The following is a 25,507-nucleotide window of genomic DNA, read 5'->3' on the forward strand; positions in this document are numbered from 1 at the left end:
TGCTTTGCGAGCGAGGTCCTGAACATCATGCATCCTGGATTGAAGTGTGCAGCCCGATGGCTCCTCGCCCTCTCGCTGCAATTCGCCATGTCCTCGGCAATGGCCGGCGACACCTGCGATGGCGACTTGAGCCAGTGGCCGAGTGAACTCACCTATCTGCCGACGATGGAACTGCACGAAGGCGCAGTGCTTCAACTCGGGCCGAAGACGACCGGTGGAATTGAACTCTCCGGCGGTTCGGTAGTGATTTCCGCAAATGCCATCGCGATCACCGCTTGGTGGGAAGACGCCTGCGGATTTGACCCGCGTACTTGGTTTTACTCCATCGTGGATGTTCCGCATCTTGCCCCTGGCGTTTACACCGTGAACTTCAACGTGGTCGGGTTTCCCGGGCCGGATCAGTTCACCAGGACGCTGGTCGTGGCCGGCGGGGGTGCGCAAGCGCCGGTCCCGGTGCCTGCGGTGTCGGGCTACTCGCTGGCCGCGGGCATCCTGGGCGTGCTCATCCTGGTTGGGTGGACGCTGCGGCGGGATCGCCCGAGGCGGGGTGGGTAGGCCAGACGCCGCAGCGTCGAGCCAAGGCGCTTGGCAGTAGTCGCAGCGCGCATCGCCAGTGCGTTGATCCGGCCCCGCATGGGCTGGGTGCCGAACGACGATGCGCAGGAACAGAAGTATCGCGAGCGTTTCGGGCTGTGACGAAACTGCTTCCGCGCGCGCCGCGCTTGCGGCATTCTGCGCGGCCATGACCAGCCGCATCGCGTTTGCCGCCAGCCGGACCGAGGAAGCGCAATCCGCGTTGGCGGCACTGCGCGCGGTGCATGGCGACATCGCGCCGTCCGCGGCCGATGTCATTGTCGCGCTTGGCGGCGACGGCTTCATGTTGCAGACCCTGCACCGCTACCGCGATCTGGCCAAGCCGGTGTATGGCATGAAGCTCGGCAGTGTCGGTTTCCTGATGAACCAGTTCCATGCCGACGAGTTGGGCGCACGCATCGAGCGCGCGCGTCCGACCCAGCTGCGGCCGCTGGAGATGACGGCGGTGGCGGAGTCGGGTTCCACCGTCGAAGCGATCGCGTTCAACGAGGTCTCGCTGTTGCGCCAGACCAAGCAGGCCGCGCACATTCGGGTTTCGCTGAATGGCGTGGTCAAGCTCGAAGAACTGATCTGCGACGGCGTGCTGGTGTCCACGCCCGCCGGCAGCACCGCCTACAACCTGTCGGCACACGGGCCGATCCTGCCGCTCGATTCGCGCGTGCTGGCGATGACCGCGATCTCGCCGTTCCGGCCGCGTCGCTGGCGCGGTGCGGTGTTGCCGGCATCGGTCGAGGTGCGCTTCGAGATTCTCGACCATTACAAGCGGCCGGTGAGCGCGACCGCGGACGCGAATGAGGTGCGCGACATCGTCGAGGTGACGGTGCGCGAGTCGCCGACGCGCACGGTCACCCTGCTGTTCGACCCCGAACACAATCTTGAGCAACGGATCCTCGATGAACAATTTGCCTTTTGAACCCATGCGTCGCGTCGCCTTCGCGGCCCTGTCGCTCGTCGCCCTCTCGGCAACTGCCGGAGATTGGCGCGACAAGGTCGATCCGGCCTTGCGTGCCGAACTGGCGAAGGGGGCCGGTGCGCCGGTGCGGGTGTTGATCGTGCCGAGCGTGACCGACAAGGCCCGGATCGATATCGCGGCGTTGTCTGCGCGCACGCCGCCCAGGCAGCGTCCGCAGGTGGTGCATGCGGCCTTGCTCGCACAGGCCAAGGCAACGCAGGCCGGCGTGCTGGCCTGGCTGCGGCGCGAGGGCATCGCGTATCAGGCCTTCAGCGTGGCCAACGCGGTGGCGGCCACCTTGCCGGCGAATCGGCTCGATACCCTGGCGAAACGCGCCGATGTTGCGCGCATCGATGCCGACCCGGTGATCCACCACGCCCTGCCGAAAGCGGAGCCGCTGCAGTTCGGCAAGGCGGTGACCGCGATCGAACTCGGCATCAACTACATCAATGCCCCCGCGGTCTGGGCACTGCCGGGCAATCCGCGTGGTACCGGCATCGTCGTTGCCGGGCAAGACACCGGTTATCGCTGGACGCACGCGGCGCTGAAGGCGAAGTATCGCGGCTGGAATGGGGTCAGCGCCAACCACGACTACCAGTGGCACGACGCCGTCCACTCTGGCGGCGGCGTCTGCGGTGCGAATGCCGTGGCACCCTGCGACGACCATGGTCATGGCACGCACACCATGGGCACCATGATCGGCGACGATGGCGGGACCAACCAGATCGGCGTGGCGCCGGATGCGAAGTGGATCGCCTGCCGCAACATGGATGTCGGCAACGGCACGCCGACCACGTACCTCGAGTGCTTCGAGTTCTTCCTGGCGCCGTACCCGGTCGGCGGTACGCCGGCACAGGGTGATCCGAACCTGGCACCGCACGTGATCAACAACTCCTGGGGCTGCCCGACTTCCGAAGGCTGCAATTCCGGCAACTGGGCGACGATGCAGACCGCGATCAGCAATCTGACCGCCGCCGGAGTGCTGGTCGTGGTCTCTGCGGGCAATGACGGCAGCGGCTGTTCGACGGTCAACGCCCCGCCTGCGTTCTTCGACGAGTCGTTTTCGGTCGGCAATCTCAGCGCGTCCACCGGCATCATCGCCAGTTCTTCCAGCCGCGGGCCGGTCACGGTCGATGGCAGCAACCGGATGAAGCCGGACATCGCCGCGCCGGGGTCCAGCGTGCGCTCGGCGGTCAACTCTGGCGACACCAGCTACACCACGATGAGCGGCACCAGCATGGCCGGTCCGCATGTCGCCGGCGCTGCAGCGTTGTTCATGAGCGCAGTGCCCGCCCTGCAACGCCAGCCGGTGCTGGTGCGCCAGTATCTGGAGCAGTCGGCGACGGCGGTTTCCTCCACTGCTTGCTCATCGGTCGGTGTGCCGAACAATCTCTACGGCCACGGCCGCCTCGACGTGCTCGCCGCGGTGCAGGCTGCGCTCGTGGTCTACCCCTACCTGTTCGCCGACGGGTTCGAGTGAGTCTCGACGCCAGCAACGACAACCGCCTCACGGTCGCGATCAGTTCGCGGGCCTTGTTCGATCTGGGCGAGAGCCATGCGCTGTTCGAGCGTGAGGGGCTGGATGCGTATCGGGCGTACCAGATGGCGCGCGAAAACGAATTGCTGGCGCCTGGCATCGCCTTTCCGCTGGTCGAGAAGTTGCTGCGCATCAACCGGCTCTCGGCGGAGACGCCGCGGATCGAGGTGATCTTGCTGTCGCGCAATTCCTCCGACACCGGCCTGCGCATCTTCAATTCGATCGAGCACTACGGGCTCGAGATCGTGCGCGCCGCGTTCACCAACGGCGCGCCGACCTGGCCCTACGTGCAGCCGTTCGGCGCGCAGTTGTTCCTGTCGGCGAATCATGACGACGTCGCCAGCGCGCTCGAAGCCGGCGTCGCTGCCGCGACCATCCTGCCGTCCAAGGCACCGGACCGTCAGACCGACCAGCTGCGCATCGCTTTCGATGGCGACGCCGTGATCTTCTCCGACGAGTCCGAACGCATTTCGCAGGAACGAGGTTTGCAGGCCTTTCACGACAACGAGATCGAGCATGCGGCCAAGCCGATGGGCGGTGGACCGTTCCGCGCCTTCCTCGACCAGTTGCACCGCATCCAGTCGGCATTTCCGTTCGGGCAGAGCCCGATCCGCACCGCGCTCGTCACCGCGCGCTCGGCGCCGGCGCACAAGCGCGTGATCCTGACCTTGCGCGAGTGGGGCGTACGTCTCGACGAAGCCATGTTCCTCGGTGGCCGCGACAAGGGGCCGTTCCTGCGCACCTTTGGCGCCGACATCTTCTTCGACGATTCCGCGCGCAATGCCGAGTCCGCCAGCGGCCACGTCGCCACCGGCCATGTGCCGCACGGCGTCTCCAACCAGCCGTAGGGTGTGCCGAGCAAAGCGAGGCGCACCGCCGATTCGCGAAGGCGCACGATTTGCACCGCCCGTTCGCGGGCGTGTTCGGTGCGCACCGCTTCGCGGTGCACACCCTACGCGATGTCGCGGTCGTGGTTCGTGGTGGCCGTAGGGTGTGCCGAGCAAAGCGAGGCGCACCGCCCGCCCGCAACGGCGCACGGTTTGCACCGCCCGTTCGCGGGCGTGTTCGGTGCGCACCGCTTCGCGGTGCACACCCTATGCGATGTCGCGGTCGTGGTTCGTGGTGGCCGTAGGGTGTGCCGAGCAAAGCGAGGCGCACCGCCGATTCGCGAAGGCGCACGATTTGCACCGCCCGTTCGCGGGCGTGTTCGGTGCGCACCGCTTCGCGGTGCACACCCTACGCGATGTCGCGGTCGTGGTTCGTGGTGGCCGTAGGGTGTGCCGAGCAAAGCGAGGCGCACCGCCCGCCCGCAACGGCGCACGGTTTGCACCGCCCGTTCGCGGGCGTGTTCGGTGCGCACCGCTTCGCGGTGCACACCCTATGTATGGACTCACCCCCTCCGTCAACCGCTGCTTTTTTCACGGACCTTGGCTGCGTCTATGTATCAGGCCTCTGATCGGCGAAGCATCGCCTGGGCCAGCATCGGATGAGCACGCGGACTGCCAATTACGTGTAGGCCTCAAGGGCCAGTAGGGTGTTAGGCACCGATCCGCGTCGGTCTTACCTGTGGTTCGTGCGTGAAGCAGCAGGCTGGGCGCTCAGCGCCCGGGGTGAACGCAGGTTTCATCTCATGGCGGCATCCTCGCGGTAGCTGCCGCCGTTCTTCAGCAACGCGTACATGATTCTCAGGTTGCGATTGGCCAGGCGCACCGCAGCAGCCTTGCTGCCCAGCTTCTCCTTCCAGCGGCGAAGACGCTGCGGATGTTTTCTTTCCTCGCACGCCGGATTCACTTGTCGCAACACAGCATGTGCACCGTTGATCAGTAGGCTGCGGACATAGCCATCTCCGCGCTTGGACATGCCCCTCAGCCGGATTCGATTGCCACTGCTCGCCTGATCTGGCACCACGCCAAAATACGCCGCAAATTGTCGCGCATTGGCAAAGCGTTCTGGATTCAAGTCCTTGCACACCAATGCGGTCGCAGTCATCGGCCCTACACCAGGAACCGTCATCAGGCGCCGCGTCAGTGGATCGGTTGTTGCCACGCTCTGCAACTCCGCGTCGAGCGCAGCCATGCGTTCGCCCAAGCATTCCCACTCCGCCCACAGATCCGCAATCAGATCGCGCAGCCGAAAGGGAATGGGCAAGCTCGCATCCTCCAGCACCTGCCGCAGGCGAACGACCAGCGCCATCTCGCCGCGCGAAGACCAGCCCATGCTCGGTAAGCAACCCGCGAATCTGATTGCTGATCGCCGTACGCCGCGACACGTACCCCGAACGCACCCGATGCAGAGCCTGCATCGTCAGCCGCTCCACCGACTTGACCGGAACTGCGTGGATCGATTTGTCGCGCCCCGCACGCAGGATCGCGAAAGTGTCCTTGCGGTCGTTCTTGGCGCCGCTGCGATGCTCCTCCACTCGCTGTGCGGGTAGTACGAAAACCTCGATGCCGTGTGACTGCAACTCACGCGCCCATGACTGCGCGCCAGGGCCGGTCTCCATAAGCACCACCAACGGCGGTTTCAGCGTCCTCAGGAACTCGACAAACGACTCGCGCGACTTGATCCGGTCCTCGAAAACAACAGTGCCTCGCTCGTCCTCGCCGGCCACTTGGAAAACGCTCTTCGCCAGATCGATCGCCAACGTCCGCACACGTGCCATACACACTCGTTCATGGGCTCGCCCTCTCACTTTGGTCGTGGTGCACGCAGTTCACCACTCCTGGCGCCTAGACGCCTCGGTGAGGGGGTGAGTCCATTCGATTACGCGATGTCGCGGTCGTGGTTCGTGGTGGCCGTAGGGTGTGCCGAGCAAAGCGAGGCGCACCGCCGATTCGCGAAGGCGCACGATTTGCACCGCCCGTTCGCGGGCGTGTTCGGTGCGCACCGCTTCGCGGTGCACACCCTACGCGATGTCGCGGTCGTGGTTCGTGGTGGCCGTAGGGTGTGCCGAGCAAAGCGAGGCGCACCGCCCGCCCGCAACGGCGCACGGTTTGCACCGCCCGTTCGCGATGTCGCGGTCGTGGTTCGTGGTGGCCGTAGGGTGTGCCGAGCAAAGCGAGGCGCACCGCCCGCCCGCGTCGGCGCACGATTTGCGCCGCCCGATTTACGCGCGCTTCCAGGTGATCAGCACGACGCCAGCGAGAATGATGCCCATGGCGAGCAGATCGCGGCCGTGCAGCGCTTCGCCGCCGAGCAGCACGCCGAACAACACCGCGATCGGCGGGTTGACGTAGGCGTAGCTGGTCGCGATGGCCGGGCGCACCTTGTCGAGCAGATAGACGTAGGCGCCGAAGCCGATGATCGAGCCGAAAATCGCCAGATAGACCAGCGATCCGATCGCCAGCGCATCGATGCCCGGGCGAATCCAGCCGGCGCCGTGCACCTGCGTGGCCAGCGCCAGCACCGGCGCGGCGATCAGCATCTGCGCCGCCGTGCTCATCATCGGGCTCGGCAGGTCGCGGCCGCGACTCCACACCGAGCCGAACGCCCAGGCGATCGGCGAGATCAACAGCGCGATCGCGCCGGCGGGGTTTGCGGCCAGATCGCCGCCGAGGTTGAGCAGGATCACGCCGACGAAACCGATCGCGAGACCGATGCCTTCGCGGCGCGTCGGCCAGCGCCGATACATCGCGCCGAACATCGCCGCCCACAACGGCATGCTGGCGATGGCGACTGCGGCGAGCCCGGAGCCGACGCTCTGCTCGGCGTAGCAGACCAGACCGTTGCCGACACCGAGCAGCAAGGTGCCCATCACCAGCATGTTTTTCCACTGCGCCATGGTCGGCAGCGGCACGCCTTTCCAGCGCAGCCAGGCGAAGAACAACAGGCCGGCAACAGCGAAGCGGATCGCCGCCATGGCAAACGGCGAGAAGCCGACCAGCGCCCATTTGATCGCGAGGTAGGTCGAGCCCCAGACCAGGTACAGCGAGAGCAGGGCGGCGAGGATCAACCAGCGTTCGCGCTCTGCGGCATTCGCGGTGGCTTCGCCGCTGACGACCATCGACATCGTTGAGGTTCCCGGGGTTCGGTCGGTGCGCGCAGCAAAGACCCGCGGCGCTCGTGCAGCGGCGGATCAGTCTCGATCGCGTCCGAGTGGCGTCAGCACGCCGCTGCCGGGGCGACGCACGACTTCATACTCGCCCTCGAATACACGCTCGCTGGGCGAGTTCACGCTGCCTTCGCCGCGCCCGCGGAACAGTCGCAGCACGCTCACGCCGAGGAAAATGCCGACGGCCACCAAGGTACCGAACAGCAACGCGCCCAGCGCGATCGCGCCGATCAGCAGCAGCTTCAGCACGGAAAGCACGGGTCGGAACAGGGCGGACAGGGTCGACATGGCATCATTCCCGGGAGGTGAGCCAAGCATGCAGCAAAGGAGTGATGACGACATGAACGACAGCCTCACGGCGGATGTCGAAACCGGGGCACCAGGACGGATCGCGCTCGCCGCGATCCCGGAAGGCACCGCCGTGGGCGCGCATCTGCCATCCAGCACCGGCGGCTTCGAGATCATCCTGGTGCGCGTCGGTGATCGCGTGTTCGGCTACCACAATGAATGCCCTCATGCCGGCCGCCGACTCGACTGGGCGCCGGGTCGGTTCCTGATCGAGAAGGATCATCTGGTCTGTGCCGCGCATGGCGCGATGTTCAAGCTCGACAGCGGCTTCTGCACTTCCGGGCCGTGTCGCGGTAATGGTCTGGTGCCGGTGGCCTTGCGCATCGAGGAGGGTGCGGTGCTGCTCGATCAGTAGACCAGATTGACCATGACCAGCGCGACCACGACGAAGATCGCGCCGAGCGGCAGGCCCGCGCGCATCAGGTCCTGATGGCGATAGCTGGCCGGGCTCGCGACCAGCGAGATCACCGGGTTCGCCGTGCTGGTGAAGTTGTTCGAGGCCGAGAGCGTGACCAGCAGCGCGAACGGCATCGGATTGGCATTCGCCGCGAGCGCGATGTTGATCGCCATCGGCACCATCACCACGGTGGCGCCGACCTGCGACATCACCTGCGCGAACAGGCTGGTCAGGATCATCAGCGCCAGTTGCAACGCCCACACCGGCACATCGCCGAGCACGATCAGGATTTCCTGCGCGATCCATGCGGCGGCGCCGGTCGAGTCCATCGCCCAGCCAAGCGGGATCAGCGAGGCCATGATGAGGATGGTCTTCCAGTTGATCGCGCGATAGGCCTCGTCCATGTTCAGCACGCCGGTCAGCAGCATGCCGACGGCACCGGTCAGCAGCGCCACCGGCAAGGGCAGGTCGGAGAGCAGGGCCAGCACCAGCGACAGGGCGAAGAACACGATGGCGTGGTTGAGCCGGTGCGGGCGCTCCTCGTCCTTGGGGTAGTCGGTGACGACGACGAAGTCGTGGTCCTCGGCGGCATGCGCGAGGTCGCGCCAGGCACCGTGGAACACCAGCGTGTCGCCCTGGCGCAGGCCGCGCCCGCGCAGTTCCTCGCGCCAGATGCGGTCGCCGCGATTGACCGCGAGCACCGAGATGCCGAAGCGCTTGCGCAGGCGCAATTCGCCGACCTTCTGGCCGATGAAGCGCGAGCTTGGCGGGATCACTGCCTCGGCGATGCCGGCGCGCGTGGGGTTGAACATCGCGCCGAAATTGCGTGCCTTGGGCAGTACCCGCAACCCTTGTTGCTGCGCCCATTCGTGGATGCGCTCGCGCGGGCCGAGCGCGCCGAGGATGGTGTTCGCCCACAGCATCTGGTCGGCCGGTGGCGCCAGTCGCGCCTCTTCGCCGATCTTGATCGCGAGGATCAGCGGCGTGCCTGCCTGCGCCTCGACCTCGGCGATCGACAGGCCGATCAAGGCGCTCTCGGCGGGCACCATCAGCTCGATCACTTCGCCTTCGATGCCATAGGTGCTCTCGAAGTAGCTGGCGGTGGCGCCGGGCGTGACCACCTGGCGCTCGTCCTCGCGCGTTGGCATCAGCTTGGGCCAGAACCAGTGGAAGTAGGCGAGCCCGGACAGCAGCAGCGCGAGGCCGATCGGGGTGACGCTGAACATCGAGAACGGCTCGATGGTGTCGGCGCCCGAGGGCAGGTTGCGGTTGACCGAGAGCACCAGGTCGTTGAGCAGGATCTGCGGCGAGTTGCCGACCATGGTCATGGTGCCGCCGAGGATGATGCAGCAGGCCATCGGCAGCAGCAGTCGCGACAGCGGCAGGCCGGTGCGCGAGCTGATGCGCGCCACCACCGGCAAGAACAGCGCGGTGACCGCCGGGTTCTGCATCACCGCCGAGATCGCGCCGGTGATCGCGCACAGCACCAGCAGCAGGCGGCGTTCATCACCATCCGAAATGCGCAGCATGTACGAGGCCGCCGAGTTCAGCACGCCGGTGCGGTCGAGCCCGGCGCCGAGGATCATCGTCGCCATGATCGCGAGCACGGCGTTGCCGGCGAAGCCGTCGAACAGCTGGTCGGTCGGCACGATGCCGGTGATGCCGAGCGCCACCAGCACCAGCAGGGCCACGACATCGGCGCGCACCCACTCGAGCGTGAACATGACCAGGGTGAACACGGTCAGTCCGAGCACGAACAGCATTTCGCCGGATAGGTTCAGGCCGCTGAGCATGGTCCTCGCGATTGGGTTGGGGCGGGCGCCTGGCCGAGTGTAGCCCCGCCGCACCGCGTGCCGGAACCGTGGAACGCAGCGGTGTCAGCGAAACGTCACGCGCTCAGCAGCGCCGGTAGAGCAGGTCCCAGACGCCGTGGCCGAGGCGCTCGCCGCGTTTCTGGAAGTGGGTTTCGATGCGCCAGTCGGGGCGCGGAGCGCTCTGGCGCGGGCCGAGTTCGTTGCGGAACGAGGCGCTGGCGTCGAGCACGTCGAACATGTGCTCGGCATAGGCTTCCCAGTCAGTGGCCAGGTGGAACAGGCCGCCGGGCTGCAGGCGCGATGCGACCAGCTCGACGAACCCGGGCTGCACGATGCGGCGCTTGTGGTGACGCGCCTTGTGCCATGGGTCGGGGAAATACAGGCGCAGCTCGACGAGCGCAGCGGGGGTGATCTCGTTGCGTAGCACCTCGACCGCGTCGTGCCGTGACACGCGCAGATTGCCAAGGCCGGCGTCATCGGCCTGCTTGAGCAAACGCCCGACCCCGGGTTCATGCACTTCGATGCCGATGTAGTTGCGCGCCGGGTCCGACTGGGCGGCCGCGAACAGCGCCTCGCCATTGCCGAAGCCGATCTCGAGCACGACGGGATTCGGGTTGCCGAACACGCTCGCGAGATCGCGCGGCGCGCCGGTGTAGTCGAGCCCATAGCGCGGCCACAGGTCCGTAATCGCGCGCTTCTGGCCTTCGGTCATGCGCCCGATGCGTTTGACGAAGCTCTTGATCTCGCGGCGGGGCGGGGTGTCATCCATGTCCATGGCGTCTTCGCTTGTCTCCCTCCCTTTGCGCAGCAAGGGGAGGGTTGGGGTGGGGTCGCTCTTCGATGCGCCGACAAGCAACCCCCTCCCAACCTCCCCCTGCGCTGCGCGCAAGGGGAGGGGCCGAACCTTCTGGTCTCCCTCCCTTCGCGCAGCGAGGGGAGGGTTGGGGTGGGGTCGCTCTGGCATCAAAGAAACTGCCCGTCGATCGGCGACGAGGCCGAGGCGAAGCGCTTGCGCGGAATGCGACCGGCGAGGAAGGCCTCGCGGCCGGCCTCGATCGCCTTGCGCATCGCGCTCGCCATCAACACCGGGTGTTTGGCGCCAGCGATTGCGGTGTTCATCAGCACGCCATCGCAGCCGAGTTCCATCGCGATCGCGGCATCGCTGGCGGTGCCGACGCCGGCATCGACCAGGATCGGCACCTTCGCATTCTCGACGATGGTCAGGATGTTGTACGGATTGCGCACGCCGAGGCCGGAGCCGATCGGCGCCGCCAGCGGCATCACCGCGACGCAGCCCATCTCCTCGAGGCGCTTGGCGATGATCGGGTCGTCGTTGGTGTAGACCATCACGTCGAAGCCGTCGCGGACCAGGATCTCGGTCGCCTTGATGGTCTCGATGATGTCCGGGAACAGCGTCTTCGGGTCGGCCAGCACTTCGAGCTTCACCAGCTTGTGCCCGTCGAGCAGTTCGCGCGCGAGCCGGCAGGTGCGCACCGCATCGTCGGCCGTGTAGCAACCGGCGGTGTTCGGCAAGATCGTGTAACGCGAGAGCGGCAGCACATCGAGCAGGTTCGGCTCGCCCGGATTCTGGCCGATGTTGCTGCGGCGGATCGCAACGGTGACGATCTCGGCGCCCGCAGCTTCGGTCGCCAGACGCGTCTCCTCGAGGTCCTTGAACTTGCCGGTGCCGGTCAGCAGGCGCGAGCGATAGGTTCGGCCTGCGATGACAAAGCCATCGTCGGCGGGGTGCAATGCGTTCATCGATACTCCTCAGCCGCCGCCGATCGCATGCACGATCTCGACGCGATCACCCGCGCGCAGCACATGCGTTGCATGCTGCGAGCGCGGCACGATCTCCAGATTCACCTCCACCGCAACCCGCTTTTCCGCGAGCCCGGCGACCTTCAGCAATTCAGCGACATCGGCGCCCTCACGCAGTTCCTGCGTGGCGCCGTTCAACAGGATGTTCATGGGGCGATTGTAGTCAGGACTCGGCCTCGCTGCCGACTGGCCCTGCGGCTAGACTCGGCTCGATATGGAGGCCGTCCACACGGATGGCGAGCACAGGAGCCTGCAGCACATGGCCAAGGTCGATGACGACATCGTGGCGGCGATCCGGGAATTGCTGCCCAGAGACGGCACGCCCATGGGCAACCAGCGGATGCGTGAACTGATCGCCGAGGAGTTCGGCATCGCAGCCAGCGAGAGCGCCTACAACACCGCCCGCGACTGGCTGTTGCTGGAGGGGTTTCTGACCAAGGGCATGGGTCGCGGGGGCTCGGTGCGACGCATCGAGGCGGTGACCGCGCTGGCGCTGAAGCTGACGCTCGCGGCGCAGGAGATCCCTGAAGAAGCAAAACGCCCGAAGCCCAAGCAGGCCGATATCCAGGTGCTGCTGTCGCAACGCAAGACTGGCGAGCCGACCAAGCCGCAACGCAAGGGCGACGATGGCGCCAAGGTGATCGCGTACCTCCAGGCCGCCCGCCAGAGTATGCAGAAGGCGATGGATCGATCGATTGCGTCGCATGCCGACCAGGAAACGCTTTACGACCAGCCGCAGGTGTCGAAGGACAAACTGCGCATCACTGGCCCATTCACCGTCGAAGCGGTGCCCTTCCCGACCGTGCTCGCGCTCGACGAACAAGCGCCAGCCAACGAAGCCGACGTGTCCATTGCGCGTTCCGGCGAATCCTCGCGCCAGCACCGTTGGCGCGATGAATTGCTGAAGACCGGCATTCGCGGCAAAGGTGGCCAGATGCTCAAGTTCGCCGAGCTGGAAACGCTGCCCTCCGGCGAAGGCTTTCGTCACCTGCATTGCAACGGCAGCCTCGACACCGGCGAGCGAATCGTCGTCAGTTTCGGTCCCGAGCATGCTGCACTGGAACAGCGCCAGGTTGAACTCGCCATGCGCGAAGCCGGCGAACTGTTTCCGCGCCCGAAGATGATCGTGTTCTGCGCGTTCAACTTCGACCCCGAAGCGGCGAAGGACATCGACGCCACCAAAGGCATCGTCGCGCTCAAGGCGCAGATGAATACCGATCTGCTCACCGAAGACCTGAAGAAAGGCCGCGCCAGCAACCAGAGCTTTTGGCTGATGGGCCAACCCGACGTCGCTGTGCACAAGACCAAAGACGGCCGCTACCAGGTCGAGGTCCACGGATTCGACTATTTCGATACCGCTAAGGGCGAACTCGTCTCCGGCGGCAAGGGCAAGATCGCTGCCTGGTCACTCGACACCGACTACGACGAACGCAGCCTGTTCCCGCGCCAGTTCTTCTTCCCGATGGCCGGCGCCAAGGACGGCTGGAACAAGCTCAAGAAGGACATCAAGGCTGAGCTCAACGAGGAATTGTTGGACAAGTTGCATGGCACAGTCAGCCTGCCCTTCGACGCCGGCGACAACCGTAAGATCGCCGTCAAGATCGTCGATGATCGGGGCATTGAGTCCCTGAAAGTGATGGCGTTGGAATGAGCCCATCGAACACGCAACTGGACTTGTTCTCCGACCTGTCCGCATTCGAAGGCACTGATGTCGAGTACAAGGGCGCCAGGGGCGGCCTGCCCGCCGATCTGTGGGAGACCTACAGCGCATTTGCCAACACCGAAGGCGGCACGATCTACCTCGGCATCACCCAGCGAGCAAACAAGCTGGACGTTCACGGCGTCGAGAATGCGGAAAAGCTGATCTCGGATTTCTGGAACACGATCAACAACCGGTCCAAGGTCAACAGCAACTTGCTGACCAATCGCGATGTCGGGCAACTGGCTGTTGAAGGCAGCACCTGCAAGGTGATCGCCATCCACGTGCCGCGCGCCAATCGCAAGCAGCGGCCAATCTATCTGGGTGCTGATCCATTCGTCGGGACCTATCGCCGCAACTTTGAGGGCGACTATCGATGCTCGGACAGCGAAGTGCGGCGTATGTTTGCCGACCAGTCCGAGGAACCGGTGGACAGCCGGATCATGCAGGGCTTCTCGTTCGACGACCTGGACATCGAGTCGCTGCGGCAGTATCGGAATCGATTCCAGTCTCGTGCACCCAGCCACCCTTGGTTGGCGAAAGATGAGAAAGCGTTGTTGGAGCAGATGGGCGGCTGGCGACGTGACCGCAAGGAAAGCATTGAAGGCATCACCCTGGCCGGCCTGTTGATGTTCGGCAAGACTTCAGCGATTCAGACCGCGGAGGCCGTTCCTGGATTCCAGGTCGACTATCGCGAACGTCTTTCCGACGATCCCCGTGTGCGTTGGTCGGACCGACTGACCATCGACGGTACCTGGGAGGCAAATCTCTTTCAGTTCTACCAGCGGGTGATGGCCAAGTTCGCCTCAGACCCGGGCCTCAAGCGACCGTTCGCGCAGGATGCGGAGGGAGTGCGTCCATTCGGGACGCCAGTGCATGAAGCGCTTCAGGAGGCGCTGGTGAATGCATTGATTCATGCCGACTACAACGGCCAGGGTGGAGTCATCATCGATCGGTTCGCAGATCGTTTCGTGTTTTCCAATCCGGGCACGCTGCTCGTGTCCTACGAGCAAGTCTGGCGAGGCGGCGTCAGCGAGTGCCGCAACAAAGCGCTGCAGGTCATGTTCCAAATGCTCGGCGTCGGTGACAAGGCTGGTTCTGGTTTCGACAAGATCCGCGACAGCTGGAAATCCCTGCACTGGCAATCGCCGCGCCTGGAGGAACCGCAACGTCCTGATCGAGTGGTGTTGGCGCTGCCCTTGGTCAGCATGTTGCCCGACGAAGTTCTGGTCGACCTTCAGCGCCGATTTGGTGAAGAGCGCTTCCGCAGCCTAGGGCAAAGACGAGGTTCAAATCCTCGCCACAGCGCAGATGGAGGGCTCGGTTTCCAACCATCGCTTGCAAGAAAATTCTGACGCTGCACCGCAGAGACATCACCACCTTGCTGCAGACACTGGTTCGCGAGCGGCTCCTGGCACCAGACGGCTTCGGGCGATGGACTCGCTACACCTTGGCCGATGACCATCGCGAACCGGACGTGCGCCCGGACTCCCCGGATTTGGCTGCCACCCCCCCGAATTTGGCAATGAGCTCCCCGGATTTGGCGTCGGACTCCCCGGATTTGGAGTCAAAAACGGCAGGTTCCGGCAAATTCCCCCCGGGAATGGACATGGCGCTCCTGGCAATAGCTGATCCCATCCGGCGAAGCGGCAAGGCGCCTTCCGAGGTTGTCCGAGCCGTCATTCTCGAACTGTGCCAGGGAAGGTTCCTTCGACTTCGCGAACTGTCTGACCTGCTCGACAGAAAGCAGGAATCCCTGCGTGACAACTACATCAGCAACCTGGTTGCGGAAGGGTTACTCGACCTGCGCTTCCCCGGAGCACGCAATCATCCGGATCAGGCCTACCGGACCACGCAGGATGCTCTGAAGGATGCGTCGGCATGACCTCGCCCAAGTCCCTCATTATCAACTCGCCCTATGACAGCCCCCAGCGCCACTGGCAGCAAGGCACCGGCACGCAATTGAATCTGGTCGAAGGCCGGCGCGCCGCGGCCTACGAAGTGATCGATACGCGCAACAACACGCGCCGGATCGAATCACTGGACACGGTGAATCGCATTCGTGAACGCATGGATGCATGGAAGCAGGCGGACTATCCCGGCATCACCACCGTCACGCGCAGCCTGCTGCAGCACTGGCACGAGCGCGGTGCGCGGCAACTGCCGTTCTATTTCTGTCAGCTCGAAGCGATCGAAACGCTGATCTGGTGGGTCGAGGCGACCAACGAGTTCAAGCAGGGCATCTACCTCGAAGGTGACGGCGGACCGTGGGAGCGCGTCTGTAACAAGATGGCCACGGGCAGCGGCAAGACCGCGGTGATGGCCATGATCATCACCTGGCAGACACTGAACTCGCTGACCTATCCGAAGCGCAACAAGGATTTTTCGCGCGCCATCTTCATCGTCGCGCCCGGCTTGACCGTGCGCGAACGCCTGCAGGTCCTGCAGCCAGGCAATCCGCTGAATGCCTACGATGAATTCGGTCTTTGCCCGTCGGCAGCCCTGCGAGAAAGGTTGAACCAGGCCGTTGTCGTCATCGACAACTGGCATGCCCTGATGCCGCTCAAGCAGCCCGACAAGTCGATCGTGAAAAAGGGCCCCGAGTCGGATGAGGCCTATACCCGTCGGGTGCTCGGCAAGCTCGCTGGCTACAAGGATCTGATCGTCATCAATGACGAAGCCCACCACGCCTATCGCAAGCCCGCCGACATCAAGATCAGCAAGAAGGACGCGGAGGAACGCGGGATCGATCTGGAAGAGGCGACGCGTTGGATCGAGGGACTCGACCGATTGCACAAGACGCGGCGCGTCATTCGATGTTTCGATCTGTCGGCGACGCCCTTTGCACCGACCGGCCGCACGAACACTGACGAAGGCTTGTTCACCTGGATCGTTTCGGACTTCGGTCTGAACGACGCAATCGAGGCTGGTCTCGTCAAGACACCCCGCGTTGTCGTGCGCGATGACGCGCTTCCGAACGCGCAGACCTTGCGGTCCAAGCTGTACCACCTGTATCGCGAACCAGAGGTCTCCGAAGATCTCAACGCCAAGGGCGCGCAACCCAGCGATCCTTTGCCGCAGCTGGTTCAAGACGCCTACACACTGCTCGGCGCCGATTGGCTAGCCGCGCTGCGCGACTGGCAGGCCGCGGGCCACACGTCGCCGCCGGTCATGCTGACGGTCTGCAATCGCACCGAAACTGCGGCGCGCATCGAGAACTACTTTTCGCGCGGCGATGCGCTGCTGCCGGAACTGCACGCCCCGGACCAGACGCTGCGAGTTGACTCCAAGGTGTTGGAAAAGGCCGAAATCGGCGAGTCCGCTGCGGCCGACAAGGACTACGAGCAACGCCTGCACGCCATCGTGAAGGCCGCCGGCATGGCGCCAGATCGCGAGGCGGAACTGCTCGACCTGAAGAAGGAAGAGATCCTGCGGGCGATCGTGGACAACGTCGGCAAGCGCGGTACTGCCGGCCAGAAACTACAGAACGTGATTTCGGTGGCGATGTTGTCTGAAGGCTGGGACGCAAAGAACGTAACCCACATCATGGGTCTGCGTGCTTTCACAAGTCAGCTGCTGTGCGAACAGGTGATCGGACGCGGCTTGCGGCGCGTCGGCTACGACGTCGACGAGAACGGATTGTTCAAGCCCGAGTACGTCAATATTTTCGGCGTGCCGTTGTCGATCTTCCAGGACGTCGGTGATGGCGGCGAAGCGCCGCCGCCACCGAAGCCGAGTACGCAGATCGGGTCATTGCCTGAGCGAAACAGCTTGGAGATTCGCTGGCCAAACGTGCTGCGCGTCGATCCGGTGGTGAAGCCGGTGCTGGCTGTGCGCTGGCACGAAGTCACACCGCTGCAACTGCGTCCGGAGGCGACGCCGATCTCGGCGGACATCGCGCCGGCGCTGGGTGGCGCGACCGACTGGAGCAAGATCCACGTCATCGATCTGGAAAAGATGCCGGAAGCATTTCGTCTGCAGCGCGTGACATTTCTGGCCGCACGCAAGGCGTTCGACCAGATGAGCAGCCAGTTCAGCGGCAATCCCGAATACCTGATCGTGCAGCTGATCCGGCTCGTCGAGGAATTCATCGCATCGGACAAACTCGATTTCCCCGGCCTGTTCCACCAGGAGCCGCTGCGCAAGCGCATCCTGATCACGTTGAACATCGATCGCGTCGTCCAGCACCTGTTGCGCCACGTCTACGAACACAACAGCGAGCGCATGGAACTGATCTTCGACGCAGATGCGCCGATCGGCTCCACCCGCCACATGCGCACCTGGTACACCACGCGACCAACGATTCCGACCGTGAAATCGCAGGTCAGCCATGTCGTTGGCGACAGCACCTGGGAAGGCTATGCGGCCAATCTGTTCGAGCACAGCGAAGCCGTCGCCAGCTACGTCAAGAACGACCACCTCGGCTTCCAGATCCACTATCTGTGGAACGGATCACGCCGACGTTTCATTCCGGACTTCATCGTCCGCCTGACCAACGGCAAGACTTTGGTGCTGGAAATCAAAGGCGTCGACGACGACCAAAATCGCGCCAAGCGATCAGCACTCGCCGCATGGGTCGAGGGCGTCAACCAGAAAGGTGGCTTCGGCCGATGGGCGTGGGATGTGGCGTTTGAGCCCAGCAACATTCAAGACGTGATCACAAAGCACGGATCGACGCACAAGGAGGTGCAATGAACTCCGATGCTGGCCACGCTACGCGCGGCAGTGTGTTCGACGACATCGCGCTGTTCGATGCGTCGCGTGGCGCGGAACTGAAGATGCGTGCCATGCTGCTGCTCGGATTGCAGCAATGGCTCATCGAGAGTGGCTTGACGCAGGTCGCTGCCGCCCAGTTGCTGGAGGTGACGCAGGCGCGCGTGAGTGACATCAAGCGCGGCAAGATCAGCGACTTCAGTCTGGACTTGCTGGTGCGGCTGGCACAGCGCGCGGGCCTGCGGCCGGAGCTGCGCCTCGCGGCCTGAGCCGGCTCAATCCAGCCGCTTGCGGAAGCGCAGGGTGGCGAGGGTGAGCATGAGGGCGGTGAAGACGAGCAGCACCCACAGCTCGCGTTGCAGTTCGGCGAGGCTGGCGGCGCGCAGCATGATGCCGCGGATCAGGCGGATGAAGTGGGTGAGCGGCAGGATCTCGGCCAACCACTGCGCCGCCTTCGGCATGCCGGCGAACGGGAACATGAAGCCGGACAGCAGGATCTGCGGCAGGAAGGTGAAGAAGGCCATCTGCATGGCCTGGAACTGGGTGCTGGCGAAGGTCGACAGGAACACGCCGAGGCTGAGCGCGGCGACGATGTAGGTGAGCGCGGCGACATAGACCGACCCCAACTCGCCGCGGATCGGCACCGCGAAGATCAGCACGCCGAGCGCGAGCACGACGGTGACCTGCACGACGCCGATCAGCACGAACGGCAGCACCTTGCCGAGGATCAGCTCGAACGAACTGACCGGGGTCGCGATCAGCATCTCGATGTTGCCGCGCTCGCGTTCACGCACGATCGCGACCGCGGTGAACAGGGTCATGGTCATGGTCAGGATCACGCCGATCAAACCTGGCACGGTATTGATCGCCGAGCGGCGCTCCGGGTTGTAGCGGTTCAGGACCGCGACCGCCGGCACGCGCGCCTCGGCGACACCGGGCAGCGGCATCGCCACCAGCTGCCGCGCTGCGGCCTGGATGGTCGGGTCGCTGGCGTCGACGATCAGCTGCAAGGCCTCGTGTTCGCGCGAGGCCAGGCGCCGCTCCAGGTCATGCGGAATGACCAGGATCATGCTGATCTCGCCGCGCCGCATCAGCGCGTCGGCGGCCTCGGACGAGCGCAGGATCGCGTGCACGTCGGCGACTTGCGAATGCGCGACGGTTTCGATGATGCGCCGGCTCGCGCTGCTGCCGGACTGGTCGACGACCGCAGCGCTGAGATGGCGCACGTCGAGGTTGATCGCGAATCCGAACAGCAGCAGCTGGATGGTCGGGATGCCGAGGATCATCGCCGCGGTCAGGCGGTCGCGACGCAGCTGCTTGAGCTCCTTGACGATGATCGCGAGCAGGCGCAGCCAGTTCATCGCAGCGTCGCCTTGTTGCGGGTGGCGGCGACGAACACGTCCTCGAGGTTGGCGGTGAGCGCTTCGAAACGCAGCGTCGCATCGAGCGGGCGCAGTGCCGCGACCAGGCGTGCCTCGTCGAGGTCGCGGCGCACCAGCACGCGCAGCGTGTTGCCGAGCTGGGCCACGCCCTCGACGCCGTCGAGGTCGACCAGGGCGCGTTGCAGCGCGCGCGGATTCGCGGTGATTGCGCGCAGCACGCGGTTCGGCAGATTCGCGATCAGCGCCGCGGGCGTGTCGTCGGCAACCAGTCGGCCTTCGTCGAGAATGGCCAGGCGATGGCAGCGTTCGGCTTCGTCCATGTAGTGCGAGGACACCAGCAGGGTGGTGCCGTCGTCGGCGAGATCGAACAGCGCCTCCCAGAATTCGCGCCGCGACTGCGGGTCGACCTGGCTGGTGGGTTCGTCCAGCAACAGCAGTTCGGGGGCATGCAGGGTCGCGCCGGCAAGCGCCAGGCGCTGCTTCTGGCCGCCGCTCAGCGTGCCCGCGAGTTGCGCGGTGCGGTCACGCAACTGGTAGCGGCGCAGCGCGAGTTCGATGCGGTCCTCGCGACGCGCATGCCGCAGTCCATGCACCGCGGCCAGGAAGCGCAGGTTCTCGATCACGCTCAGGTCCTCGTACAGCGAGAACTTCTGCGTCATGTAGCCGATGCGGCGCTTCAGGGCTTCGGCCTCGCGCGGAATCGACAGCCCGAGCACGTCGATCTCGCCGGCGCTCGGCGTCAGCAGGCCGCAGAGCATGCGGATCGTGGTCGACTTGCCGGAACCGTTCGGTCCAAGGAAGCCGTAGACGGCACCGCGCGGGATGGTGAGATCAACGCGGTCGACTGCGGTGAGCGTGCCGAAGCGGCGGGTCAGTCCGCGCGCATGGATCGCGACGTCCGCGCTCATGGCAGCGGCGTGGCCTGCACCGGCAGGCCTGCCGCGAGTTCGCTGGCGCCGGCGTCGTCGAGTTCCAGTTCCGCCAGGTAGGCGAGGCGGTTGGCGTCGTCTCCGGACAGTGCGTAGTAGGGCGTGAAGCTGGCCTGGGTGGCGAGCATGCGCACTTTCGCCTGCAGCGTTCCTTCGCGGCCCTCGACTTGCACGGCAAAGCGACTGCCGACTTGCGTGCGCGCACGCTGTTCCGGCGACAGGTAGACGCGTGCATACGGACGCGGGCCGACCAGCAAGGTGGCGACCGTCGTGCCGATGGCCGGGGAATCGCCGACCTCGACCGGCAAGGACTCGACACGTCCGGCCACCGGCGCCAGATGCTGCAGACGCTCGCGGGCCAGGCGCAGCGCGGTCACGCGTTGTTCGGCGGCGGCGACCGCGGCACGGGTTTGCGCGATCGTCTCCGCGCGCGTGCCGGCCGTGACCAGATCGTGGCTGGCGCGCGCGGCTTCGAGTTCGCTGCGCGCCAACGCGACACTGGCCGAAAGGCGTTCCAGTTCGGCGCTGCTGATCAGTCCACGGTCCTTCAGGCCGAGTCCGCGCGCCTGTTCGTCGCTGGCCAGGTTCAGCGCCGCGCGCGCACGGTTGACCCGCGCCGCGCTCTCGCGCTTCTGCTCCGACCGGGCGCCGGCCTGCTGCTCGGCGAGCAACTGGCGGCTGCGTTCGAGCTCGGCCGCAGCCACCGCCAGTTCCGCATCGGCGCGGTCACCGCGCTGATCGAGGACCGGCTGGCCGGCGTTCACCCCATCGCCCTCGTGGACATGGATCGCGACCACCGGTTCGGCGGCGACCGACACCAGCTCGACACGGTCCCATTCCAATGTGCCGAGCGTCTGCTGCGGCTCCTGCACGCGGCAGCCGACGAGGAGCGAGAGGGCGATCAGGCAGGTCGGGGCGAGGCGCAGCGACATCGGCGGTCCGCGGTGGTGGCGTTGCGATGGTAGCGGCGTCGGTAGCGGCGCGAGACCGTGTTCGCTGTTTTGCGGCCTGCCCTGCATGCTAATTTCCGGCTCATCCATGACGATGCTCTCCTGGTCCGCAGCGGTGCTGGCCGCAACCGCGCTCGTGCTCGCGATCGGATTTTCGCGGCATCGGTTGCTGCTGTTCGCGATTGTGCTGGCGGCGACGATCGCGGCGCGCGGTCAGGGTGGCGATCGTGCGTTGGACTCGGTGCTGGCGTTCGCGCCGCTGTTGCTGCTGGTCGCGGCGGTGATGCCGGAGGCGCGCTGGCGCACCAAGCGCAACGCCGGCTGGTTGTTGCTGTTTGCCTTCGCGCTGCTGATGAGCCTGCACGCGCCTGCGCACGTCGTCGCCGCGCTCGACCGTTTCCTGATCGAGCTGTGGCCAGGCTCGCATCCGGGGCGTGGCGCCATGATCGTGGTGCTGGTCGCGGCCATGGTCTGCCTCGGGCGTTGGGTGCTGCGTGGAGCGACGGCCGAATGGACTGCGTGCCTGGCCCTGCTCGCCATGGCGATCGCGTTTGCGCACTGGAGCGACGCCGAACGCGCCCTGCTGGGGCTGGCCGCCGCCGGCCTGCTGATCGTGCTGGGCCTGCTTTACGGCGCCTATCGCATGGCCTTCGTCGATGCGCTCTCCGGCCTGCGCAATCGACGCGCGCTGGACGAGGCGCTGGAACGCCTGTCCGGAAGCTATGCCATCGCCATGGTCGATATCGACCACTTCAAATCGTTCAACGACTCGCACGGCCATGCGGCTGGCGACATCGTGCTGCGCGAAGTCGCGACGCGGCTGCGGCGGCATGCCGGCGGTGCGTCCTATCGCTACGGTGGCGAGGAGTTCTGCATCGTGTTCGAGGACCGGACGCAGGAGCGCGCGGATGACCTGCTGGAATCGGTGCGCGCCGCGATCGAGGCGCGCGCCTTCCGCATTCGTCCGATCGGTCGCGATGGCAAGCCGGGCAAGCCCAAGGACGTCAAGGTGACGGTCAGCCTCGGCGTCGCCGATCGTTCGGACAAGCGGCGCACGCCGAAGGAAGTGATCACCGCCGCCGACAAGGCGCTGTATCGCGCCAAGGCCTCGGGCCGCAACCGGGTGATGCGCGGCTGAAATCGCTAGCCGCGGCCCTCGTTGTCGCGGTAGTTCAGCAGGCGTCGGGTCACGAAGTTGTACAGGCGCTTGCCGCTGCGGGACCAGGCGCGCGCGATCCAGGAGCGCCGCGCGAGCACACGGCGTTCGACCGGGGTCAGCGATTCCGGCAGGTAGTGGCGCTTGTGCTTGAGCAGGTGGCGCAGGTCTTCGCGCGCCAGCAGGCGGAAGAAGCGGCTGCGGCTTGGGCTGATCCAGCCCATCTGGAAGTCGATCAGCGCCGGGCGCCCGTCGTCGCGCACCAGCCAGTTCGGCTCCTTGGCGAGGTCGTTGTGGGCGACCCCGAGGCGATGCATGGCCAGCAACAGGCGTCGCGCGGCGCGGAAGTAGGCCAGGTCGCGCGGTTGTGCCTCCTGCATCGGCCGGCCTGCGATATAGCTGCGATCGAGCCGATCGGCGTCGAAGGCGAGCAGGCGTGGCAAGCCGTCGAGCCCGGCCAGCACGCGCAGCGAGCGCGCTTCGTGGCCGGCGATCCAGCGCGCGAACCAGCGCAGTCCGAAGGCGGCTTCGCGCAGGTTGCGGCGAATGACGATGGTGTCGCCAAGCGAGATCTTGTTGATCGAGCCGAAGTGGTCGTGCTTGAGGCGCACGACCGTCTGCGCGTGCCCCATCTGATCCGTATCCGCCGCCATCGACCTCGTCCTCTCCCCACCATCGCGGCGCGGAATCTAGCGCAACAGCATCTCCAGCGTCTCGCCGTCCGGTTCCTTCTGCAGGATGCGCACCGGTGTGTAACCGAGCGCCGGGGCGATCCAGGTGGTGGTAGTGCGTCCGGGCTTTTCGCGGATGCGTTCGACGCGGATGCAGTCGAAGCGTCCGCGCGCGGTCTCGATGGTTTCGTGGCCCGTGGCTTGGTAGCGATGGGTCTCGATCGCGCGCTTGTCGGCGACGCGGTACTCGAGTTTCTCGCGCCGGGCCTTCAGGTCGGCGGCGAGTGCGAGCACGACCAGGTTGCGGTCGACCGTGGCCGGTGCGTAGTCAAGCGCGGCGCTGCCGTCGTTGTCGGTTGCGTCGATGCGCCGGGCCTCGGGGTCGACATCGACGCTGCGGCTGCGCTTCTTCCACGCCGCCTTCTGGAAATAGCGATAGTGCAGGGTCTCCGGCCTGCCGTCCTGCCAGCGGAAGGTGCTGTTCTCCTCGATGCGCACGCCGGCGAAACCGGCCAGTCCCTCGGTGCCTTCGGAGCGGGTGCTGAACTGGAAACCGTCCTTGCCCATGATCAGCTCGATGCTGGCTTCACCGATGTGCTTGCCTTCGCGGATCAGCTGGTAGTCGGAATGGAACGGGGCGATCGGTTCGGCATCGTCGGCGCGAGTCACGGCGGTGCCGAGCAGGATCAGGGCGGCGAGGATTCGGATCACGGCGGTCTCCAGGGTTGGGGCGAGCTTGGGTGATCGAGTCTGAGTTGCGGGCGAACGCGGAGTTCAGCCGACGCGCAGGGGTTCGCTCAGCCGCCGCTCATCGAAGTGCACTGCCCGCGCATCGAAATGCAGGCGGCCGGCGGCGATCCAGCGCACGACCTGCAGCAGCAACTGATGCTCGCGTGGCAGCAGGCGCGCGGCCAGGCGTTCCGGGCTGTCGGCGGGGTCGATGGCGATTCGCGTCTGCGCGATCAGCGGCCCGGCATCGAGCGCCGGGATCACCGCGTGCACGCTGGCGCCGTGTTCGCGGTCGCCGGCTTCGAGCGCGCGCTGGTGCGTGTGCAGTCCCGGGTATTTCGGCAGCAACGAGGGGTGGATATTGATCATCCGCGATGTCCGCGGCGCGACCACTTCCGGCGACAGGATGCGCATAAAGCCGGCGCAGACGATCAGCTCGGCGCCGCAAGCATCGATCGCGGCAAACAGCGCGGCATCGAACGCGGCACGGCTGCCGTAGGCCTTCGGGTCGATGTGCACGGCGGCCAGTCCGGCGCCGCGGGCGATCGCGAGCGCACCCGAAGCCGCTTTGTCGCTGAACACGCCGACGATGCCGGCATCGAGCTCGCCGGCGCCGATCGCGTCGATCAGCGCCTGCAGGTTGCTGCCGCGCCCGGATGCGAGGACGGCGAGCTTGAGCATCAGCCGATGCGCACGCGCTCGTCGCCGTCGGCCGCGACGACCTGGCCGATCTCGCGCGTGGACAGGCCATGGCCGGCGAGCAGGCGCTTGGCCATCGCGACGTTGCCGGCATCGAGCAACAGGGTGAAACCGACGCCGCAGTTGAACGTGCGCCACATCTCTTCGCTGGCGACATTGCCGCTGCGCTTGAGCCAGTCGAACACCGGCGGCAACACCAGCGTGCTGGCGTCGATCGCGAGACCGAGGCCCTCGGGCACGACGCGGATGATGTTCTCGGTGATGCCGCCACCGGTGATGTGCGCCATCGCATGCACGTCGAGCTGGCCAAGCAGGTCGAGCATCGGCTTGACGTAGAGCGTGGTCGGCGCCATCAGCGCATCGGCCAGCGACACCGCGCCGAGGTTGTCGCCGAGGTCCGCGTTCACGTGCTTGAGAATGCGGCGGATCAGCGAATAGCCGTTTGAATGCGGCCCGCTCGAGGCGACGCCGAGGATCACGTCGCCAGCGCGCACCTTGCGGCCGTCGAGCAGTTGCGACTGTTCGACCGCACCGACGGTGAAGCCGGCCAGATCGTATTCTCCGGGCGCATACATGTCCGGCATTTCCGCGGTTTCACCGCCGATCAACGCGCAGCCCGCCAGTTCGCAGCCGCGGGCGATGCCGCCGACCACGGCCACCGTGGTCGCGACGTCGAGCTTGCCGGTCGCGAAGTAGTCGAGAAAGAACAGCGGCTCGGCGCCCTGCACGAGTACGTCGTTGACACACATGCCGACCAGATCGATGCCGATGGTGTCGTGGCGGTTCAGCTGCTGGGCGAGTTTGAGTTTGGTGCCGACACCGTCGGTGCCGGAGACCAGTACCGGCTCACGGTACTTGCCGCTGAGATTGAACAGCGCGCCGAAGCCGCCAAGGCCCCCCATCACTTCCTTGCGGAAGGTGCGTGCCACCAGTGGCTTGATGCGTTCGACCACTTCATTGCCGGCATCGATGTCGACGCCGGCATCGCGGTAGGTCAGTCCGGTGGGTGCTGCAGCCATGAGGCGTTCCGCTCGAAAGAGGGGCGCGATGATACCAGCGGGTCGG

General features: G+C 65.7%; 19 protein-coding genes and 4 pseudogenes. 10 read left to right on the forward strand and 13 right to left on the reverse strand.

Annotated features, from left to right (window positions below; all coding sequences use genetic code 11):
• The 4 genes from IPG63_13165 to IPG63_13180 all read left to right on the forward strand — a co-directional run.
• A partial coding sequence (locus tag IPG63_13165) for a hypothetical protein (protein MBK6728189.1) occupies nt 1-555 on the forward strand: 555 nt, incomplete at its 5' end.
• Between the two features lie 187 nt (nt 556-742).
• On the forward strand, nt 743-1,507 hold the full coding sequence (locus tag IPG63_13170) for an NAD kinase (protein ID MBK6728190.1): 765 nt from the start codon (nt 743-745) through the stop codon (nt 1,505-1,507).
• The gene (locus IPG63_13175; protein ID MBK6728191.1) at nt 1,488-3,026 is read left to right on the forward strand and encodes a S8 family serine peptidase; all 1,539 of its coding nucleotides are present in this window, start codon (nt 1,488-1,490) and stop codon (nt 3,024-3,026) included. The genes IPG63_13170 and IPG63_13175 overlap by 20 nt, the downstream gene beginning before the upstream one ends.
• On the forward strand, nt 3,023-3,931 hold the full coding sequence (locus tag IPG63_13180; protein ID MBK6728192.1) for a 5'-nucleotidase: 909 nt from the start codon (nt 3,023-3,025) through the stop codon (nt 3,929-3,931). Before IPG63_13175 ends, IPG63_13180 begins: the two co-directional genes overlap by 4 nt.
• 775 nt (nt 3,932-4,706) lie before the next feature.
• On the opposite strand, the pseudogene IPG63_13185 reads toward IPG63_13180, so the two are convergent.
• The 3 genes and pseudogenes from IPG63_13185 to IPG63_13195 form a co-directional block, all read right to left on the reverse strand.
• Nucleotides 4,707-5,745 (reverse strand): annotated as a pseudogene (locus IPG63_13185) (IS110 family transposase).
• 444 nt (nt 5,746-6,189) lie between these two features.
• Nucleotides 6,190-7,086, reverse strand: a complete 897-nt coding sequence (yedA, locus tag IPG63_13190) for a drug/metabolite exporter YedA (protein ID MBK6728193.1) — start codon at nt 7,084-7,086, stop codon at nt 6,190-6,192.
• 72 nt (nt 7,087-7,158) lie between these two features.
• Nucleotides 7,159-7,422, reverse strand: a complete 264-nt coding sequence (locus IPG63_13195) for a hypothetical protein (GenBank protein MBK6728194.1) — start codon at nt 7,420-7,422, stop codon at nt 7,159-7,161.
• Nucleotides 7,423-7,474: 52 nt separating this feature from the next.
• On the opposite strand from IPG63_13195, the gene IPG63_13200 reads away from it, so the two are divergent.
• A complete protein-coding gene (locus tag IPG63_13200; GenBank protein ID MBK6728195.1) occupies nt 7,475-7,837 on the forward strand; it encodes a Rieske 2Fe-2S domain-containing protein in 363 nt (120 codons plus the stop codon).
• Here the strand turns inward: IPG63_13200 and IPG63_13205 are convergent.
• The 3 genes and pseudogenes from IPG63_13205 to thiS all read right to left on the reverse strand — a co-directional run bounded on the left by IPG63_13205 (nt 7,831) and on the right by thiS (nt 11,664).
• Nucleotides 7,831-9,672 carry an SLC13 family permease gene (locus tag IPG63_13205; GenBank protein MBK6728196.1) on the reverse strand — a complete coding sequence of 614 codons (1,842 nt, stop codon included), beginning with the start codon at nt 9,670-9,672 and terminating at the stop codon, nt 7,831-7,833. The genes IPG63_13200 and IPG63_13205 overlap by 7 nt on opposite strands.
• Before the next feature lie 103 nt (nt 9,673-9,775).
• On the reverse strand, nt 9,776-10,468 hold the full coding sequence (gene trmB / locus IPG63_13210) for a tRNA (guanosine(46)-N7)-methyltransferase TrmB (protein MBK6728197.1): 693 nt from the start codon (nt 10,466-10,468) through the stop codon (nt 9,776-9,778).
• 188 nt (nt 10,469-10,656) lie between these two features.
• Nucleotides 10,657-11,664: pseudogene (thiS, locus tag IPG63_13215) on the reverse strand (sulfur carrier protein ThiS).
• A gap of 505 nt (nt 11,665-12,169) precedes the next feature.
• Here thiS and IPG63_13220 point away from each other — a divergent pair.
• The 4 genes and pseudogenes from IPG63_13220 (at nt 12,170) to IPG63_13235 (ending at nt 18,195) form a co-directional block, all read left to right on the forward strand.
• Nucleotides 12,170-13,165: pseudogene (locus IPG63_13220) on the forward strand (site-specific DNA-methyltransferase).
• Nucleotides 13,162-15,098: pseudogene (locus IPG63_13225) on the forward strand (putative DNA binding domain-containing protein). Before IPG63_13220 ends, IPG63_13225 begins: the two co-directional pseudogenes overlap by 4 nt.
• The gene (locus IPG63_13230) at nt 15,095-17,908 is read left to right on the forward strand and encodes a DEAD/DEAH box helicase family protein (protein MBK6728198.1); all 2,814 of its coding nucleotides are present in this window, start codon (nt 15,095-15,097) and stop codon (nt 17,906-17,908) included. Before IPG63_13225 ends, IPG63_13230 begins: the two are co-directional and overlap by 4 nt.
• Nucleotides 17,905-18,195 carry an XRE family transcriptional regulator gene (locus IPG63_13235; protein MBK6728199.1) on the forward strand — a complete coding sequence of 97 codons (291 nt, stop codon included), beginning with the start codon at nt 17,905-17,907 and terminating at the stop codon, nt 18,193-18,195. The genes IPG63_13230 and IPG63_13235 overlap by 4 nt, the downstream gene beginning before the upstream one ends.
• A gap of 6 nt (nt 18,196-18,201) precedes the next feature.
• Here the strand turns inward: IPG63_13235 and IPG63_13240 are convergent, their stop codons facing one another.
• From IPG63_13240 to IPG63_13250, 3 genes are read right to left on the reverse strand one after another with little or no spacing between them, the layout of a single operon-like run.
• On the reverse strand, nt 18,202-19,287 hold the full coding sequence (locus IPG63_13240) for an ABC transporter permease (protein MBK6728200.1): 1,086 nt from the start codon (nt 19,285-19,287) through the stop codon (nt 18,202-18,204).
• Nucleotides 19,284-20,198, reverse strand: coding sequence for an ABC transporter ATP-binding protein (locus IPG63_13245; GenBank protein MBK6728201.1), 915 nt, complete (start codon nt 20,196-20,198; stop codon nt 19,284-19,286). The genes IPG63_13240 and IPG63_13245 overlap by 4 nt, the downstream gene beginning before the upstream one ends.
• A 14-nt stretch (nt 20,199-20,212) precedes the next feature.
• The gene (locus IPG63_13250) at nt 20,213-21,169 is read right to left on the reverse strand and encodes an HlyD family efflux transporter periplasmic adaptor subunit (protein ID MBK6728202.1); all 957 of its coding nucleotides are present in this window, start codon (nt 21,167-21,169) and stop codon (nt 20,213-20,215) included.
• Nucleotides 21,170-21,275: 106 nt separating this feature from the next.
• Here IPG63_13250 and IPG63_13255 point away from each other — a divergent pair, with 106 nt between their 5' ends.
• Nucleotides 21,276-22,325 carry a GGDEF domain-containing protein gene (locus tag IPG63_13255; GenBank protein ID MBK6728203.1) on the forward strand — a complete coding sequence of 350 codons (1,050 nt, stop codon included), beginning with the start codon at nt 21,276-21,278 and terminating at the stop codon, nt 22,323-22,325.
• A 5-nt stretch (nt 22,326-22,330) separates the two neighbouring features.
• Here IPG63_13255 and IPG63_13260 read toward each other — a convergent pair whose 3' ends face one another.
• The 4 genes from IPG63_13260 to purM form a co-directional block, all read right to left on the reverse strand.
• The gene (locus IPG63_13260; GenBank protein MBK6728204.1) at nt 22,331-22,975 is read right to left on the reverse strand and encodes a serine/threonine protein kinase; all 645 of its coding nucleotides are present in this window, start codon (nt 22,973-22,975) and stop codon (nt 22,331-22,333) included.
• 57 nt (nt 22,976-23,032) lie between these two features.
• Nucleotides 23,033-23,725, reverse strand: coding sequence for a DUF3108 domain-containing protein (locus tag IPG63_13265; protein ID MBK6728205.1), 693 nt, complete (start codon nt 23,723-23,725; stop codon nt 23,033-23,035).
• Between the two features lie 63 nt (nt 23,726-23,788).
• Nucleotides 23,789-24,424 (reverse strand): phosphoribosylglycinamide formyltransferase, encoded by a 636-nt coding sequence (locus IPG63_13270; GenBank protein MBK6728206.1) that lies wholly within the window; start codon nt 24,422-24,424, stop codon nt 23,789-23,791.
• Nucleotides 24,424-25,461 (reverse strand): phosphoribosylformylglycinamidine cyclo-ligase, encoded by a 1,038-nt coding sequence (purM, locus tag IPG63_13275; protein MBK6728207.1) that lies wholly within the window; start codon nt 25,459-25,461, stop codon nt 24,424-24,426. Before purM ends, IPG63_13270 begins: the two co-directional genes overlap by 1 nt.
• Nucleotides 25,462-25,507 lie beyond the last annotated feature (46 nt).

The organism is Lysobacterales bacterium (assembly GCA_016703225.1).
In the GTDB taxonomy this organism is placed as follows: Bacteria; Pseudomonadota; Gammaproteobacteria; order Xanthomonadales; family Ahniellaceae; genus JADKHK01.